Origin of the sequence: Halobacterium sp. KA-4, assembly GCF_021028995.1 — an archaeon.
GTDB lineage: Archaea > Halobacteriota > Halobacteria > Halobacteriales > Halobacteriaceae > Halobacterium.
Genome location: NZ_JAJJZG010000016.1, coordinates 39,103 through 53,781 on the forward strand (window position 1 = coordinate 39,103; position 14,679 = coordinate 53,781).

The following is a 14,679-nucleotide window of genomic DNA, read 5'->3' on the forward strand; positions in this document are numbered from 1 at the left end:
ACAGCTATTTTTGCATACAACATCTACTATGTTAGTCGGGGATTGCTGCTGCTGTGTTGCTGCCTGCTTGCGGTTTCTGGTGGTGCTGGTGCGGTGGAAAATTGGTGCTGCATGGGGTGCTGCTGGTGGTGGTGCGGTCCGAACACTGTCGCTACTGAGTGGGTCCAGCACGGGTTGTTCATTCACCTTGGAGACGACGATTGGACCAGCTCAGGGTGGGGCGCTCGTTTGGGGTGGGTTCTGTCAGTACGCCCTCAAGTCGGGGGTGATGACCGTGAGCGCTACTGAAGTGGCGTCCAACACCCCAGTGTCGGCAGAACGGGAGTCCACCGACAAGCACACCCCTTCAGCCCTGTCTCTTACCCGTAAGTCCGGGGTGCGCTAGAACAGCATTTGGACCGCTCTCGGTAGCGACTTGGAACTGGTAGAGACACACGGGGATACGAAACGCGATCGGCGATCGGCTCCCAGCCACGGGGGTGTTCAAACTACCCTGGGAACACAACAGGAATCCCGTCCTATACCCGGTGAAACCGTAGAATCATGGATCTCTATCTTTTCTCGACACTGGGACGGTTCATTCTAGTGACACGAGTTGTGGGTAAGAGACAGCGCTTCAGCCGTGGGTCACTGACTTAGTGGGGATTGCGTTATCGACTGTCGGCTTCCTCCCCGGCCTCAAGGGTCTGGGTATCCGCCTCGACTGCCGATGAAATCGGACACTACTGGCAACACATCCGTCAGTAGTGTACTCGCTGGCGGGGCTGATGGTTACGGCGGCTCGTAAGGTGGATACCGCCACTGGCGAAGGTCGTCAATCATGTAGGCGATCCTGTCGCGATCAAGGTCGAACTCGAGCCCGTAGGGATCAATCGTTCGCAGCCACGTACAGAGCCGGGGAAAGACTTGGTCAATCTCTAGCGGGTCGGCGTCTGTTGCGACGGTGTACTGATCGAGAAATCGCTCGATGACTTCTCGAGTGAACGATGGCGATCGATACCGGGGGTCGTCGTTCGTAACCCACGCTGGCCGGTGGTGATACTCTTGAAATCCGCGGGCTGTTGGCGTTAAGATGGTTCCATAATACAGCCCGGTTGCGAGAAATGCGGGGGCAATGGGCGTTTGGAGCGGTGCCCAAGACGCTGCGAGGGCGTCTGCCGTTTGGAACTGCGTGCTGTGGTCGCCGTTGGCGCCACAGATGACAAGCTCGTCATTAACGCGGTGACAGGTCGGAAGCGACGCGACGAGCGCCTCGGGTGTCCATGGCTGTGTCCAGTGTGCGAGCTGCTCATTACCGCCCCATAACTCGAGGGAGCCGTCAGGCGTTAGCCACCACGTAGGAGCGGCAGCCGACCGTGGGTACACCACAGCTGCGCCATTGGCTTTGAGCGGCTGTGAGGTTGTGTACAGCCGTACTTTCTTTGGTGTTGTGTCGTGAAATGGGTGGGCTAGCAGAGCGGCGACACGATCGGCAGTTTCGTCGGTGTCGGCAACGATGTACGCGGTCGTCTTTTCACGGGCAGCGGCGCTTACAAGTGCAATGAGATCACCGGCCCCGAGCGTTTCGTCGGTGACGACGAGGACTGGCTGTACGCCTTTCTCCCGGACAAGTTCGAACGTGGCAGAGGGGTACCAGCGCGGGTCTTGGAGCGTCCCCCGTGTCTGTAACCACGTTATCGCAGCCTGCGTGTGTTCGTTGTCGGCATCAACGTCGAGGGTTTCGATTGGGTCGACCGACGATGCGATTCGGTCATTCGTCGTCCCGGGGACCGTACCTGGGGCCTCACGAAGGATAGACTCGACACTGTATGTGAACGGCTCCCAGCCAGCGCGTGGTGGCCATTGGTCGCGGTCGTAGTAGGCGGGTGCGTGAGTAAGAAACACCGGGAGCGTCTCTGCGTCGACGGGGAGCCAGGGATCGACGTCGAGCACGTCGTATTCGCGCAGTTGGGATTGGCTTGGCGTTCGTTCTCGTAAGGCATCGAACGCCGCAGGGCTGCGTGCGAGTCGCCGGCGGATATCCGGCTGGTGGTCCTCGTCGCGCTCGAGTGCACGAATTTTGTCGGTGTCGAGATACAACCGCGGGGTCTCGCGGTCGTCACCGATCACGGGCGCGTCTGCTGCGGTATTCCACGTCCCTGTAAGCGGCAACCGCCATGACGACGTGATTGCGTCATCGGTGAAATACGTCGCCGGATCGATGGTGCCGTCATTGAGTGCGGTGGCATGGTCACTGTCGCTCACCCACTGGCGGTTGGGATCGTAGATTGCTGCCCGAACTGACACCTCTCGATCGGAGCCAGCGTTCCGGACGAGAATCCGAATGACGTGTGCCAGTCCGTTGTTGATGAGTGTACTGAGATACTGCCGAAGCGCCGTTCGTGGATGGGAGCGATCTGAATTCCGGGAGGGCTGAGAGTAGGTGATGTCTGCGTCCGGTGTGTTCGGGCCGAGCAGACACGCCGTTAGTGCGGGTGTCGCTCCTAATTTTGTTGCTTCTACGATCTCAAACCCAATCTGTCGGGGTAACTCTTCTTGGGCGGCCCGGATAAGTGGATAGTTCGCCTTGAGTGTTCGGTCCCCTGCCGCCAGCAGCAACTCTTGTGACTGTGCGCCGGTATGAATGGTCGCCTCAACGAGATCATCCGGCTGGCGGGTCGCGGTGTACACTGCTCGGGCGAGATCATCACTCAGTGATGTCTTCCGTCGCTCATCGGGAGTGTCGACGCCCGGCCAGCGAAGTCGAAGGAATGTTTGCTGTAGTGACATACTCAAAGCTGGTGGAAGTGGCTATAGTGTGAGGTCAGCGTCAGCGTCGATACCAGCGAGATGTGGCGAGACGAGCCCGCGGGGAAACACCCAGGTGTAGCCAACAAGTGCTTTCTTCCCCCCGGACATGTCTTTTCGGTCGATCTCATCGGGCAGGCCTTTACTGAACCAGCCCGTGTTCGGGGCGTCTTTACTGGTACACCACCGGTAGAGACCCATCATCGCCGTGTGACACTTATTAACGGGGAGTTCTGCGTCGGGAGTCTCGGTGAGGAACGCTTCTGTGATGTCCATCCCGAACTCCTCGTACCGGTCCATTTTGCCCCCGGCGCGCTCCCACTTCGGTGTGGCGTCGTACTCGACGAACTCACCGGTGTCTTTGCTTTTTGCGCCCGTCTCGTGCATGATTGTCACGTACTGGAGATAGCTAATATCAATCGGGACGTGTGGCGTTGTGACGCGAGTCCATTCCCGTGTGAACGCGATTTCGTTCTCGTAAGTGAGCGTCTCACCGTCACGGGTAGTAACGACGTATTTACCGTCTTCTTTCTGTGCAGTCGCACAGCCATGGGTGACCTCGGTGAGATCCGCCTCAGCCGGACAGCGAGTGACGACCTCGCCGTCAATGACGTGGACGAGCATGCCATCAGGCGTGAGATACCAGGTTGACTCGGATTTGGCGGTGACGAGCATTTCACCCTCAACTTCGGGAATCGCGTCTCCCTGAAACGTTCGTACTCCGTACTCTGTCCGTTCACTGTACGTCGCATAGAGGAGTTCGTAGGCGCGGTCAGCAGCCGATTCGCTTTTGAATACGAGAATGACGTGGCGGTCCGCAGCTATCGCGCGTTCGACGTTCGTGAGAATGTTCGCTGGCTTGGACTCGTTTTTCCACTCCGGTTCGACGTTGACCACGTCGCTATCGACCTGTTTTTCGAGGATATTGATGTATCCATTATCCGGATCGAGTTCTTGGTCCGGCAGCGACGCTCCGTCCTGTTCGACACGGTTGATCTCGTCGCCCCGAGCACGCGCAAATGTCATGAAATCGTCGCCGAGTGTGAGGTGACTGTCACTTCCATCAGTGGGATGTCTGCGTTCGGCGTCGATGGTTGACTCTGGTGTCTCCCAGTCGGTCCGGACGTCGATGTCGTGTATCTGGCGTGGCGTAAATGTCGGCGCATCTCGAACCGGAGAGTGTCTCCACGGATCGATCTCGTAGTAGTGTGCGTACCGTTTCGTGAAGTAGCCGATCGTCGCCGGGGGAATCCAGAACCGGCCGTAGTAGCCGTGGTCTTTTGCCGTTGGCTCCCAGCCAGTTGACCCGTTAAGCAGTCGTGGAAAATCATTATGGCCGAGAATGATCTCTTTCAACTTCTCGACTTTCAGTCGGTGTTGGAGTTTCGTATCATACCGTTTTCGCATTGCGTCCCTGATGGAGACGGTGTGGACCGTTTGCCCGTTGATCTGCCGGTCATAGTCGATGTGGAGGTAGTCTTCGATGTTGATGTCGAAATTCGACGTAAGACCGGTGGATGTAAACGCCCGCCCGAAATCTCCGGGCGCGCCTTCTTTGACGAGTCGGGCGAGTCCGCGATCACCTTGGTGTGTGTGGTCGCCTGACAGCGTTGCCAGCCGGGAGGTCATATGGAGCTTTCCGTCACCGGGCTCAGTGATGAGCTGGTGAACGAACGGCTCACGCGCGTGTGTGAGTGCGTCGAAGACTGTTTCCATCGCATCCGGGTCGACTTTGCCAACGCCGGAAACCTCCTCAGTGTCTTCGTTGACTAACCGGCACGTGGAGGTGGCTCCCCCAGCCGAGATTGGGTCCAGATTGAAGTCACCAACCTCGATATTGTACACATCGGGGAAGGCCGTATTTACTGTCTCGTACGCTACGTTGAGGATGCTTTCTATAACCTGCTCGTTGAAGTCGGTAATCTCAGGCTGGATTGCGCGGCCATCGACGAAGTGCGGGTTGATATGGAACGCGTGACATGTGACCGCCGCAACGTCAATATCCGGACATGGAATCGGCCGCGGATACGTTAGCGCCTCGACTGGCGCCTCAAACTTCTTTTTGAGCTTCGTTATTGATTCCGCGACTGCATCGCCCGTTTTTTCTGTGAGTTTATTTTTGTAATCCGGGTCCACTGGCGGTGTTGCGTGGACGGCACCGCGTCTAACGTATCCATCATCGTTTGTGGCGATCCACAAATTGGGGCGCTGTTCGTGTCGTTTAAATTGCTGTTCGACGGTGTCCAGCGAGAACGTTTGCTGGCTCATACAGACCCCCTCCACTGCGGCAGGTGGGACGGTAGTCGTGCCGTGGTGTATCTACGACAGGTCTCGTGTTCGCTCATCCTGTACCGATGACTGACGAGGGGGGTATAGAATGAGATTTCTCGAATTCGAGACTCGAATCTCCAAAAGAAATATATATGAGGAAGGAGGACCCCTCTCCAAACTATCAATACTAGCATTTTATGAAGAACAGATTATAACATTCGATGCAATCGAACTCACCATGAGTGCCGCCACGGAGACGAATCGAGACCAAGAGAACGGTCCTTCGACTGTCAAGGCGATTCAAGATGCGATCAATACTGATGATCGCATCGGCTCCGATCAGCAACCGATCTCCACAATGAAACCGCGTGCACGAGAAATCATTAAAATCATCGGCACTCGGGGAGACCACCGCAGTCGGGGGACGGTAGATCAGGAGTCCACGGGAATTAGTGCCCCGGAGTTAGCTGAACGTGAGGAGTTCGGCGTTGGGGTCGACACGCTGCGTAATGACCTGCGTACACTCGTCAAGTGTAGCTATCTCAATGCCGATGAGTCTGAACGACCCTACCGGTATACGATCGCTGACTCTTGGATTACTCCAGCCACGACTGACGCAGTTACCGATGGATCTAGTACCTCTTCGCAGGGCTCGGCTATCGACGAGAGGATATCGACCCACGAAACTGAGTACGCAGAGCCGAGTAAACCAATCAAAAACTATCAGCGGGTATCTATGCTGGTATCGGCGGCTCAAGCGAATCTCACACCCATCAAGCACACCGTAGCCTCGATTTTTGGAATCGGTGGATGCGTGGTAGGGCTGTTTGGGGTACTTCTCTGGGTCAGTGGCCTGTATCTCAGCCCGCATCTTGTTGCTGCTGGCGACTCCAGCATCCAAGCAGGTCTGGCACTTCTCTTCGGGTGGTTTTGGATACATTTCGTTGGACTGGTGAATGCTATGTCGGACGATGAGGAAGCCACGCTATCCTGATTCACCGAAGAACTCCCGCTAATCACGGCGAGCGATAACACCCCACAGAATGGGAGTGACAGCGCCGCGGCCCCACCAAACAGAGCTACCCACGGTGAACGCCTCGGGGTCAAGCCCCGAGGCACTCGGCCTGCTCCGCCTGTAGATGGCGCTCAGAGGGGCTGGGTTGCAACCCACTATTCTGGGAGGGGTTGGTGGTTTGCAGTCTCTGTGCTATCCGACCGACAATTCTAAGTCATTATCACAGTAATCATTATGTAGAGTATGACATCCTCCGCGCCGTGAACGGCGGAATTCTCTCCTCGAAGAAAGATGGAACGAGACAGGCCGGCAAAATCGTGTCCTGCTTCGTCACGCGTTCCTCGTCTTCGTACTCGCGTCTATACGGCGCTCGTTGCGGAAGGCGGCTCCGTGCTACCATCAGACGCTGACTACCGCGGCGATGTCGTCTGGGGATCCCATCTGTTCAGTTAATCGAGCAGATTTTGTACTCGATTTTTTAATCCTCCTCCACGTGAATGCGGAGGGAGATGTCAAGTGTCGGTAGAACGAGAGTCCACCGACAAGCCCACCCCTTTACAGGCGGGTAGCTGACGTGCGGCGGTTCACGACGGGGTTCCACCGCCAGACGCGATTACACAGCACTCCCGAGTCTCCAGCCTCACCATCAGCGATGCGCTTGATGTTGCCGTGGTTCTCAAGCTGTCGGCCGAACGTTGATTGACTGTCGGGCTTGCCTGCGAAGCCAGCTTGCCATGCCTGATATCGTGCGAACACATCCGCGATCGGCAGATGTTCACCTTCAGACTGGATTGTTGTCTGCTTTAGGAACGTCGCGAGTGCCTCCGTGCTCTGGTTCTTGTGTGGTTGCTTTCGGTACGTCGCCAGATCCTTGCCGTTGTCCGATTTTGGATAGTGGATGGTGACATCACTCCCAAAGGTGATCCTATCCGGCTGGAGCCAATCCCAGACCGTCACGTACTCGTCGTCGAGCGCGGCCGTCGTGGCAGTCCGTTCGAGTTCTTCACCAGCGTCGTCTTCGATAACCCAGCCATTCTCATCACCGTCTTCTTGGCGGGCGGTAAACACGCCAGCCGGCAGATCCGTGAACTGCGCTTGCTCACTACGGTTACTGAACGGCACTAGGACGGTGTCATCTTCCCACGCGAGCTCAGTTCCCTCGCCGGCGACGAACTCGACCTTGGGCTGGGACTTGCTCGACTCTTGGACGACGCAACCATCACTCGGCGTCTGCAGTGGCTTCACGGAGCGGTATGGCACCGCACCCCGTGGCGTCTGTTCTTTGACCGGACATGAGACGATGTCATCGATCATCGCCGCACTTTGCTTTGACGGCGCGAACACGCGTGCGTGCCCTGTGTTCTGGCACACTGTCATCAGTTTCCTGCCGAGCGTCGCCGGCCGGTACTGATTCCCAGTCACCACCACATGCGACTCCGGGCCCGTCACGAACTCACCCCCATTTTCGTCGTGGGACGCGTCAGTTGTACTCGATACCACATCGCGATGCCGATTTATGCGACCGGACATTGCGAGTGGGGCTTCCGGGGGGAGGGAGGTAGCCCTCGTGGAGATTTGGCAGCCCCAAACCACCAACACATTCATAATGTGAGCGAGCGCCGGACATCGAGGTATATTCGGGTGATTTCGAGGGCATTGGGGCGGCTAGTCTGAATACTCGAGATGCAAAGTATAATCCAGCATAAGTACTAAGTGAAGAACGGTCAATAGTCAGGTAGGATGAACCCGAAGGACGAGATGTTCAAGTCCCTCCCCTCAAATATACAAGAGACGCTTCGGGCTATCGATGACTTTGAGAAGCAAATGGCCCTTGCAGAAGTCATCTACCATATCCTTCCTGGACCTGATAGACAACTGGATAAGGTATGTACCGCCACCGAAGTGCATGAGGTTGTACCTGGGACAAAACAGACTGCGAGAAACCACCTGAATGACTTAGTCGACCTAAACATCCTTGAGGATACCAACCCAGAACAGAAAACATTCCACGTCCACCCCCACATTCAGACTGATCGAAACGTCTCCAATCGTTCTAATACCCTCGTCCACGATGGCGGAAGCATCCACGAACAGCTACCTGACTTCGACAACCCACTGTTTAACCCCGCAGACGGCAATCCAATCAAACCCACTATCGCAACCATCTTCCTCCTCATCTTCTCTGCGCCTACCGCGACCATCACGACCAGCCTCGGCGCAGTAGACCCCTCAAGCGCACTCATCGCCGGTCTCCTCCTCACCAGCACCTGGCTCACCTACGAACTCGCGAAAATCCCCACCGAGTACCCACGACACACCGCCCACGAGCTTCACTCCCGACTCCAACGACTCAACCTCACCCCCTAGCACCCGGACCGACACCGAATTCGGTTCGTCGAACGCGACGACGGCCCCGGCTGGTGGCAACTCCATGAAACCTGGACCGGCCACCGCTGGCAACCCCTCGACCGCGACCCCGTCACCGACATCACCCACCTACGGCTTTGCTCAGTCGTTATCAGCTGTGTATGCGCCGCCACGACGTTTGATTCGAGCGATGACGAGTCGCTGTTCGTCTTGCCGGAATGTCGCGGAGAGACGGAATCCGCCGACTCGAATTTTCTTGTGCGGGCTGTTCTGGAGTGGTTCGCCGTAGTCCGGTGGGTCACGCCACGGGGAGGTGATGATTTCATCGAGCTTGTCGAGGATTCGATCTTGTTCGGTGGGGGACAGCGAGTCAAGATCGGTTTGGGCCGTCGAAGAGAGTTCCCACGTCCACTCCTCGTCACTCATCGCTTATGCCGAACGTCTCGCGCGCTTGCTCGGCGTCCATCGTCGTTCCCTCACGGGCGTCCGCCTCAGCGGCCAGCAGTGCGATCAGCTCGTCGCGGTCGAACGTCGGGTTCTCGACAGCGTCGCGGAGCGTGTACCGAATGAACTCGCTTCGACTGTTGAACCCACGACCTTGCCACGCCTCGTCGATTTCCTCGAGGAACGACTGCGTGGCCTTGAAATTCACCGTGACAATCTCGTCCTCCTCGCCTCCTCCCGTGGTTGCTTCAGACATATAGACGTAATACGATAGTAATACTATTAATTGTTGTCCCGGGTTCAAAAGAAAACCAAGGCGGATTCCCCGCCCCACCGTGGGCGGAGAGGAAGCCGACACTCACTGCATCATACCAGTCTGTTAGTGAATGGCACCCCACTAGTCTGGTAGTGGTCGGCGGCCAACAGGTGTCGCCGGCCACGGGCCGCGGTCAACCGGCCCCCAAGGTCAGGGATGGCGACCCGTGAACGCCCGAAAACCCTTCGGGTATGACGCGGTGAGTCCACTGACAAGCCACGGGCCACCGTGCCCCTGGCAGTTGACTCCCGACTGTTACCCGGTCCAGAAGCCACGTTGGCGGGCTTCGATGTCTGCGAGCGCCAGCGAGAGGACATCACGCCAGTCAATGGGATGTGTTGTATCATCGCCGGGTGTCGGTGCGTCTGGGCCTGGATGGATATGGTCGCGGGTGTTGTGATTGGACGGGTGTCTGTCCCATCGGTGATCGAATGCGGTTGTCTCGTGGGCTTCGTGGTAGTGCAGCGAGAAATCGCCGTTTTCGAACCAGACAATCTCAAGACGAGCACGTCGAACGCGGTCAGGATAGAATCGGTGGTCGTACCGACAGACCAATCGTTCGGGAGCGAACGCTGGTTGGTCCTCAATCTTGGTGAAGCGATCGTCCGTTGCGAGGCGTTCTCGGATGGCGTCCAGCCGGTCGAAATCAATCGGCCCACCAGAAAGCGAATCGGACGGCTCATTCTCGCTTCCGTCCGTCATGCGACGGATTCGAGATCTGTAGCGTCGCCAGACTGAGTAGTAAGTGCTCGTTCAAGCAGTGAGATGCGACGGCGAGCAGTTTGCCATGCCGTGAGTTGCTCCCAGACGTCCTCGATGGCTTGGTCGGTCGCGGCGGCATACCGTGTGAGCGAGATCGCCGTTGGAGACTCAGCGTCGAATTCGCGTGCGAGTGCGGTTGCTCGTTCGGATTCGGATTCCAGCAAATCGAGTAACTCCTCGGCCGTGTATTCGCTGCGTAACGTCTGGACGCGCCGCCAATTCAGGTATTCTTGGTTCCGTTTGTACGTGGCTGGTGCGGTCGTCACTTGGATGACGATACCCATCTGTTCGAACCAGTCCAAGTATTCACGTGCGGCATCAACACCATGCCCTGCACGGTCGGCGACTTCACTGGCGGTTGCTGGACTGTCGAGTCCGAGCACGGCATCGAAGAAATCATCGCGTGTTCGGTCACCACGGACGACATCTTCTGGTGGGGTTAACTCGTCAAAATCCGGCGCTGCTGCGCGTTCGCTGGCATCAGCTTGCAAGTCCGAACGCGGGTCTTCCATACACCAACCCACGACCCAAAACGCGATAAATCTTGCTAGAACGGATTATTCCGTGCTCGATCAACACCACGCTGCACAGACCAGACCGCTTTCACGGGCAAACCCCGGCTATCCGTCCATTCGTTCATCTACGTCGGCGTCAAGCCCCTCGATATCGAGACTCGGAGAGATGTCGGGCTCAGTCTCCAGAATGATCTCTTGGAGTTCCTGAAGGATGGTCTCTGCCTCGAGAACGGGTATCTCTTGTTCACGGGCCATGATTCGCGCGTTCATTTTCGACTGTGTGTATGCCCGAGCATACTCAATCGCCGTCGCGAGTCCGCTGACGCCGTGGCGGTCAATATAGAGTCTGAGGTTCTCGTTCGACTGGCTTTCCGCAAGGGCGACAAGTAGCGTCGGGGTGATCTGGAACGTCTCCCCACCCGCCTGGATAGTCATATCGACCTGACGGGCCCGGTATCGGTGCGGCTGTGTATCCGTAACACGCTCAATTAGACCGATGTCCACGAGGTGTTTGACATCCTCATAGACTGTCGTCGTCGAACTCTCGAGCCCTTCACCCAACTCCTCGACAGTCGGCGAGTCGAGTTCAAGGACGCGAGTGTAGAGTTGAGCGAGTCTCTCACTCTGAACCACGTCGGAGACTGCCAACATTGTATCAAGCGGGTGTGAACGCGATACAGCGGATTCTGCCATGTGTTTTAGTTTCCGCGGAATACTAAAAATCTGGTGGTGGGATAGTGACGACCCGAGTATCTACAGAAACAACGAGAATCCCGCCGGTGGTAGACCAGGGTCAATCCCCCAACTTCGTTCCTCTGCGGAGATTCTCCCGATACTCCGCCCACGCTTGATACATCTCCACCTTTTCTTCCTCCGTCATCGTGTTGTACTCATCCGCTTGACAACCTTCCACGCCTGAAGACGCGGGATTCCACTACGGGAATCGAGGTTGGTCAGGCGGGGGCGGCGTCGTCGGCCGAGGTCGGGGCCGAGATTTCGAGACTGACCTCGATGGAGTCGTAGGGGACGAACGGGCGCTTCGCCCGTCCGGCCTGCTCGAAGTGGACAATATCGTAGTCAGCGAGGACCTGCAGGTCGTCGTGGACGCTCTTGACGTCACGGTCGAGACGCTCGGCCAACTGGCGAATGCTATCCGGGCGGTCAGCCATGATGCTCCGAAGGAGCTCAACGCGGCGGTCGGTGAGCAGCGCTCGGAGATCGCTGGGGTTCTGGAAGTTGATGACGTGTGGGACCTCCTCGCCGGCTTCCCAGCGGTCGAGGCGGTCGAGCGCGTCCTGGCGGTGGGCCTCGTCGGAGTCGGACGTGATTCGTAGCACCGCGGGGTAGTCCTCGGGGTTGCGGTCCTCAAGGAAGCCTGCCTCGGCTTCGACGTCGTCCATCACGATCTCCTCGGTCTCGGAGTCGGTGCTGTTGACGTCGTCGGTGTCGTCGGACGTGTTGGATTTGTCAGGCATGGTGGGTCACCTCTCGCGGCGGTCGTCCATTTCGTCGTAGAACGTCTGGGCGTGGGCTTTGAGGGCGGTGTATTCGATGTCGTCGTAGACGCCGGTGGGCGTGTGGTAGTGATGGCGGTTAACGCCCGGGTGGTCCGGGAAGTTGTCGAACCGGAGCAGCGTTCGACCGTCGTCGGCCATGTACTGGAATCGATACTTGACGCCCTCGGGGTAGTCGTCGCTTTTTGGGATGGCGGTCGCGATCATCTCGTATCTGGAGCCGTCGGCGAACGTGTCTTCGTCTTCGTAGATGATCGTCGATCCCATCTGTACTCCCTATGTTGGTGTATGAACCAACATAGAATAAATCTTTCCGCTGGTGTAGGGGTCGTGTTTAGCTGAATTGAGGCGCTAAGCCCCCTCCCTCAGCGAGCGACCCACGGGAGCGAGCAGGGAGGGGATACAGCGCCGCGTGAGACTCAAACATGTTCGGCACTCGGCCCACAGGCCAACGCCTCACCCAAATCATTATGCGTGTAGAGTGCATAGTGTGCATTACGGTGAAACGGAAGACAATCACCATCCGGGAGGACCAAGACGAGTGGATTGAGGACCAACACCTCAACCTCTCGTCGTTCGTCCGCGAGCAATTGGACGAACTAATTGAGGAACGAGAGTAACGGATGTATTACGCCTACAAGTACCGTCTCAAGCCGTCCGACTCCCACCATGAGGAGTTGGACCGCCACCGAGACATTTGTAGGCAACTCTACAACCACACGCTCTACCGTCTCAACGAGTACCAAGACGAACACGGCGAACTGCCGTCCATGACCACCCTGCGGTCGGAACTCCCCGACCTCAAGCAGTGGTGGGACGACCTCGACGACGTGTACTCGAAGGTTCTCCAAACCGTCGTCGAACGGCTGTTCGACAACCTCAAAGGCCTCTCCAAGCTCAAGGAGAACGGCTACAGCGTTGGCCAACTCAAATGGAAGCCGCCACGAGAGTTCCGCAGTTTCACGTACAGTCAGTCTGGCTTCAAGCTCGACAAGAAGGGCGGTCAGACTGTCCTGTCGCTCTCGAAACTTGCGGACATACCGATTCGGCTCCACCGCGCCATCCCCGACGACGCCAAACTCAAACAGGTCACGATCAAGAAGGAACCGACGGGCGAGTGGTTCGCCACCTTCGGGGTCAAAATGGACCGTGAACCACCCGAACCGCCTGAGAACCCCGAGAAGTGCGTCGGTATCGACGTTGGGATTCTCACGTACGCACACGACACCGACGGCGCGGCGGTCGGGTCGCTTGACCTCTCAGACGAACGTGACCGCTTGGAACGCGAGCAACGGAAACTCTCGCGCAAACAGCACGGGTCGAACAACTACGAGAAGCAACGGCGGCGCGTCGCGGAGTGTCACGCCGACCTCCGACGGAAGCGCCGCGACTTCCTGCACAAGCTCTCGGCGTACTATGCTCGGGAGTACGACTTCGTGGCGGTCGAAGACTTGAACGTGAAGGGGATGCTCGAATCACCGTCGAACAGTCGCAACACGGCGTCTGCCGCGTGGCGAACGTTCCTCTCGCTGCTCGAATACAAGTGCGACCGCGAAGGCACGCACTTCGTAGCGGTGGACCCGAGAGGGACGACCAAAGAGTGCGCGGCGTGCGGCGTCTCGACGGAGAAGCCGCTCTGGGTCCGTGAACACTCCTGTCCTGCCTGCGGGTTTGAGGCTGACAGGGACGCGAACGCGGCGTGGAACATCCTTTCTCGCGGTCTCGAAGTTGTAGGAGTGGGACACTCCAAATCAACGCCTGTGGAGACTGCGCTCCCTGTGGATACGCCTGTATCTGCAAAGCGCGTCGTGGAAGCAGGAAGCCCTACCCTCAAGGAGCGAACGGCGTCAGCCGTGAGCGAGTAGGGTAGGGTAGTTCACGGGGCCGCTGTGCTGGCGCTCCCGTTCGATCCTGCAAAGGGGATGTCGATTTCGAGGCCATCATAGGCCAGCTTCGGCTGCTTCGCTTGGCCGGTGTCACTGTGTTCGAACGTGATGACGCCGATATCTTCGAGTTCAGAGAGGTTTTGATGAACTTGTTTGTAGTCTCGGTCCACCAGTTCGGCGGCTTCGCTGATGCTCTCTGGGTCGTGCTCGGCGATTGTCTCCAACAGCTCGAGGTTCTTCGGGCTGAGGAGTCGACTGAGTTCAGTATACGACTCGAAATTCAGTACCGGCTGGGCGTCATCGAGATCGTCGCCCTCTTGGGCAGCCTTGATGCGACTACGCGTACGCTGATCGAGGCGGTCGCATTTGCCGACGGTAACTTTGAGTGTGGGCATGGTGTGTCCCTCCTGGATGCGTCCTACTCCGGCCAGTCCCATGAGACAGGCGACAGCTCCTCGGCCTCGCGTTTGAAGCGGTCGTAGAGCGCCAGCATCCCGAGGAAGTCGATGCTTTCGACGGTATCCTGGGTGTGGCGCTCGTGGCCTTTCGTCTGTTCGTGAGCGTTGTCATAGCGGAGGATTGTGTCGCCGCCGATGTCCCCGAGATGCAGGCCCTGGTCCCACCAGCTCGGGTAGTGCTTGTCCTCCGTTTGTCGGATGGTGATATCGATGACGGAGTCGTCTTTGACATCTCGCTAGTCTTCGATGGTGGTGTAGGACGCCATCCGCCACCATATGTTATCACCTCCATACATATGGTCCTATGGACCAGATACAATAATTCGGGAGTTGGAAAGCTATCG

14 protein-coding genes and 1 pseudogene are annotated in these 14,679 nt (G+C 57.6%); 3 read left to right on the top strand and 12 right to left on the bottom strand.

Annotated features, from left to right (window positions below; genetic code table 11):
* Positions 1-771 precede the first annotated feature (771 nt).
* Together LPA44_RS14145 and LPA44_RS14150 are read right to left on the bottom strand one after the other, a co-directional pair.
* Positions 772-2,670 carry a hypothetical protein gene (locus tag LPA44_RS14145; RefSeq protein ID WP_230890182.1) on the bottom strand — a complete coding sequence of 633 codons (1,899 nt, stop codon included), beginning with the start codon at positions 2,668-2,670 and terminating at the stop codon, positions 772-774.
* Between the two features lie 120 nt (positions 2,671-2,790).
* Positions 2,791-5,055 (bottom strand): hypothetical protein, encoded by a 2,265-nt coding sequence (locus tag LPA44_RS14150; RefSeq protein WP_230890183.1) that lies wholly within the window; start codon positions 5,053-5,055, stop codon positions 2,791-2,793.
* A 109-nt stretch (positions 5,056-5,164) separates the two neighbouring features.
* Between LPA44_RS14150 and LPA44_RS14155 the strand changes: the two genes are divergently transcribed.
* A complete protein-coding gene (locus LPA44_RS14155; protein ID WP_230890184.1) occupies positions 5,165-6,052 on the top strand; it encodes a DUF4386 domain-containing protein in 888 nt (295 codons plus the stop codon).
* 576 nt (positions 6,053-6,628) lie between these two features.
* On the opposite strand, the gene LPA44_RS14160 is transcribed toward LPA44_RS14155, so the two are convergent.
* On the bottom strand, positions 6,629-7,450 hold the full coding sequence (locus tag LPA44_RS14160) for a hypothetical protein (RefSeq protein ID WP_230890185.1): 822 nt from the start codon (positions 7,448-7,450) through the stop codon (positions 6,629-6,631).
* Positions 7,451-7,813: 363 nt separating this feature from the next.
* Between LPA44_RS14160 and LPA44_RS14165 the strand changes: the two genes are divergently transcribed.
* Positions 7,814-8,440 carry a hypothetical protein gene (locus LPA44_RS14165; protein WP_230890186.1) on the top strand — a complete coding sequence of 209 codons (627 nt, stop codon included), beginning with the start codon at positions 7,814-7,816 and terminating at the stop codon, positions 8,438-8,440.
* A gap of 141 nt (positions 8,441-8,581) precedes the next feature.
* Here LPA44_RS14165 and LPA44_RS14170 read toward each other — a convergent pair whose 3' ends face one another.
* The 7 genes from LPA44_RS14170 to LPA44_RS14200 form a co-directional block, all read right to left on the bottom strand.
* Positions 8,582-8,866 carry a type II toxin-antitoxin system RelE family toxin gene (locus LPA44_RS14170; protein WP_230890187.1) on the bottom strand — a complete coding sequence of 95 codons (285 nt, stop codon included), beginning with the start codon at positions 8,864-8,866 and terminating at the stop codon, positions 8,582-8,584.
* Positions 8,859-9,140, bottom strand: a complete 282-nt coding sequence (locus LPA44_RS14175) for a ribbon-helix-helix domain-containing protein (protein WP_230890188.1) — start codon at positions 9,138-9,140, stop codon at positions 8,859-8,861. The genes LPA44_RS14170 and LPA44_RS14175 overlap by 8 nt, the downstream gene beginning before the upstream one ends.
* Positions 9,141-9,455: 315 nt before the next feature.
* Positions 9,456-9,902, bottom strand: coding sequence for a hypothetical protein (locus LPA44_RS14180; RefSeq protein WP_230890189.1), 447 nt, complete (start codon positions 9,900-9,902; stop codon positions 9,456-9,458).
* The gene (locus tag LPA44_RS14185) at positions 9,899-10,474 is read right to left on the bottom strand and encodes a DUF7342 family protein (RefSeq protein ID WP_230890190.1); all 576 of its coding nucleotides are present in this window, start codon (positions 10,472-10,474) and stop codon (positions 9,899-9,901) included. Before LPA44_RS14185 ends, LPA44_RS14180 begins: the two co-directional genes overlap by 4 nt.
* 108 nt (positions 10,475-10,582) lie before the next feature.
* Positions 10,583-11,170: a helix-turn-helix domain-containing protein gene (locus LPA44_RS14190; protein WP_230890191.1), complete on the bottom strand. Its 588-nt coding sequence runs from the start codon at positions 11,168-11,170 to the stop codon at positions 10,583-10,585.
* Positions 11,171-11,430: 260 nt separating this feature from the next.
* On the bottom strand, positions 11,431-11,952 hold the full coding sequence (locus LPA44_RS14195; protein WP_230890192.1) for an HVO_A0114 family putative DNA-binding protein: 522 nt from the start codon (positions 11,950-11,952) through the stop codon (positions 11,431-11,433).
* 6 nt (positions 11,953-11,958) lie between these two features.
* Complete coding sequence (locus tag LPA44_RS14200; protein WP_230890193.1) at positions 11,959-12,258, bottom strand: toxin-antitoxin system TumE family protein; 300 nt, start codon at positions 12,256-12,258, stop codon at positions 11,959-11,961.
* A gap of 356 nt (positions 12,259-12,614) precedes the next feature.
* On the opposite strand from LPA44_RS14200, the gene LPA44_RS14205 reads away from it, so the two are divergent.
* Entirely contained in the window at positions 12,615-13,856 is a 1,242-nt protein-coding gene (locus LPA44_RS14205) for an RNA-guided endonuclease InsQ/TnpB family protein (protein WP_230890194.1), read from the top strand.
* An 11-nt stretch (positions 13,857-13,867) separates the two neighbouring features.
* On the opposite strand, the gene LPA44_RS14210 is transcribed toward LPA44_RS14205, so the two are convergent.
* Positions 13,868-14,272 (bottom strand): HVO_A0114 family putative DNA-binding protein, encoded by a 405-nt coding sequence (locus LPA44_RS14210; protein WP_230890195.1) that lies wholly within the window; start codon positions 14,270-14,272, stop codon positions 13,868-13,870.
* Positions 14,273-14,295: 23 nt separating this feature from the next.
* Positions 14,296-14,601: pseudogene (locus LPA44_RS14215) on the bottom strand (toxin-antitoxin system TumE family protein).
* Positions 14,602-14,679 lie beyond the last annotated feature (78 nt).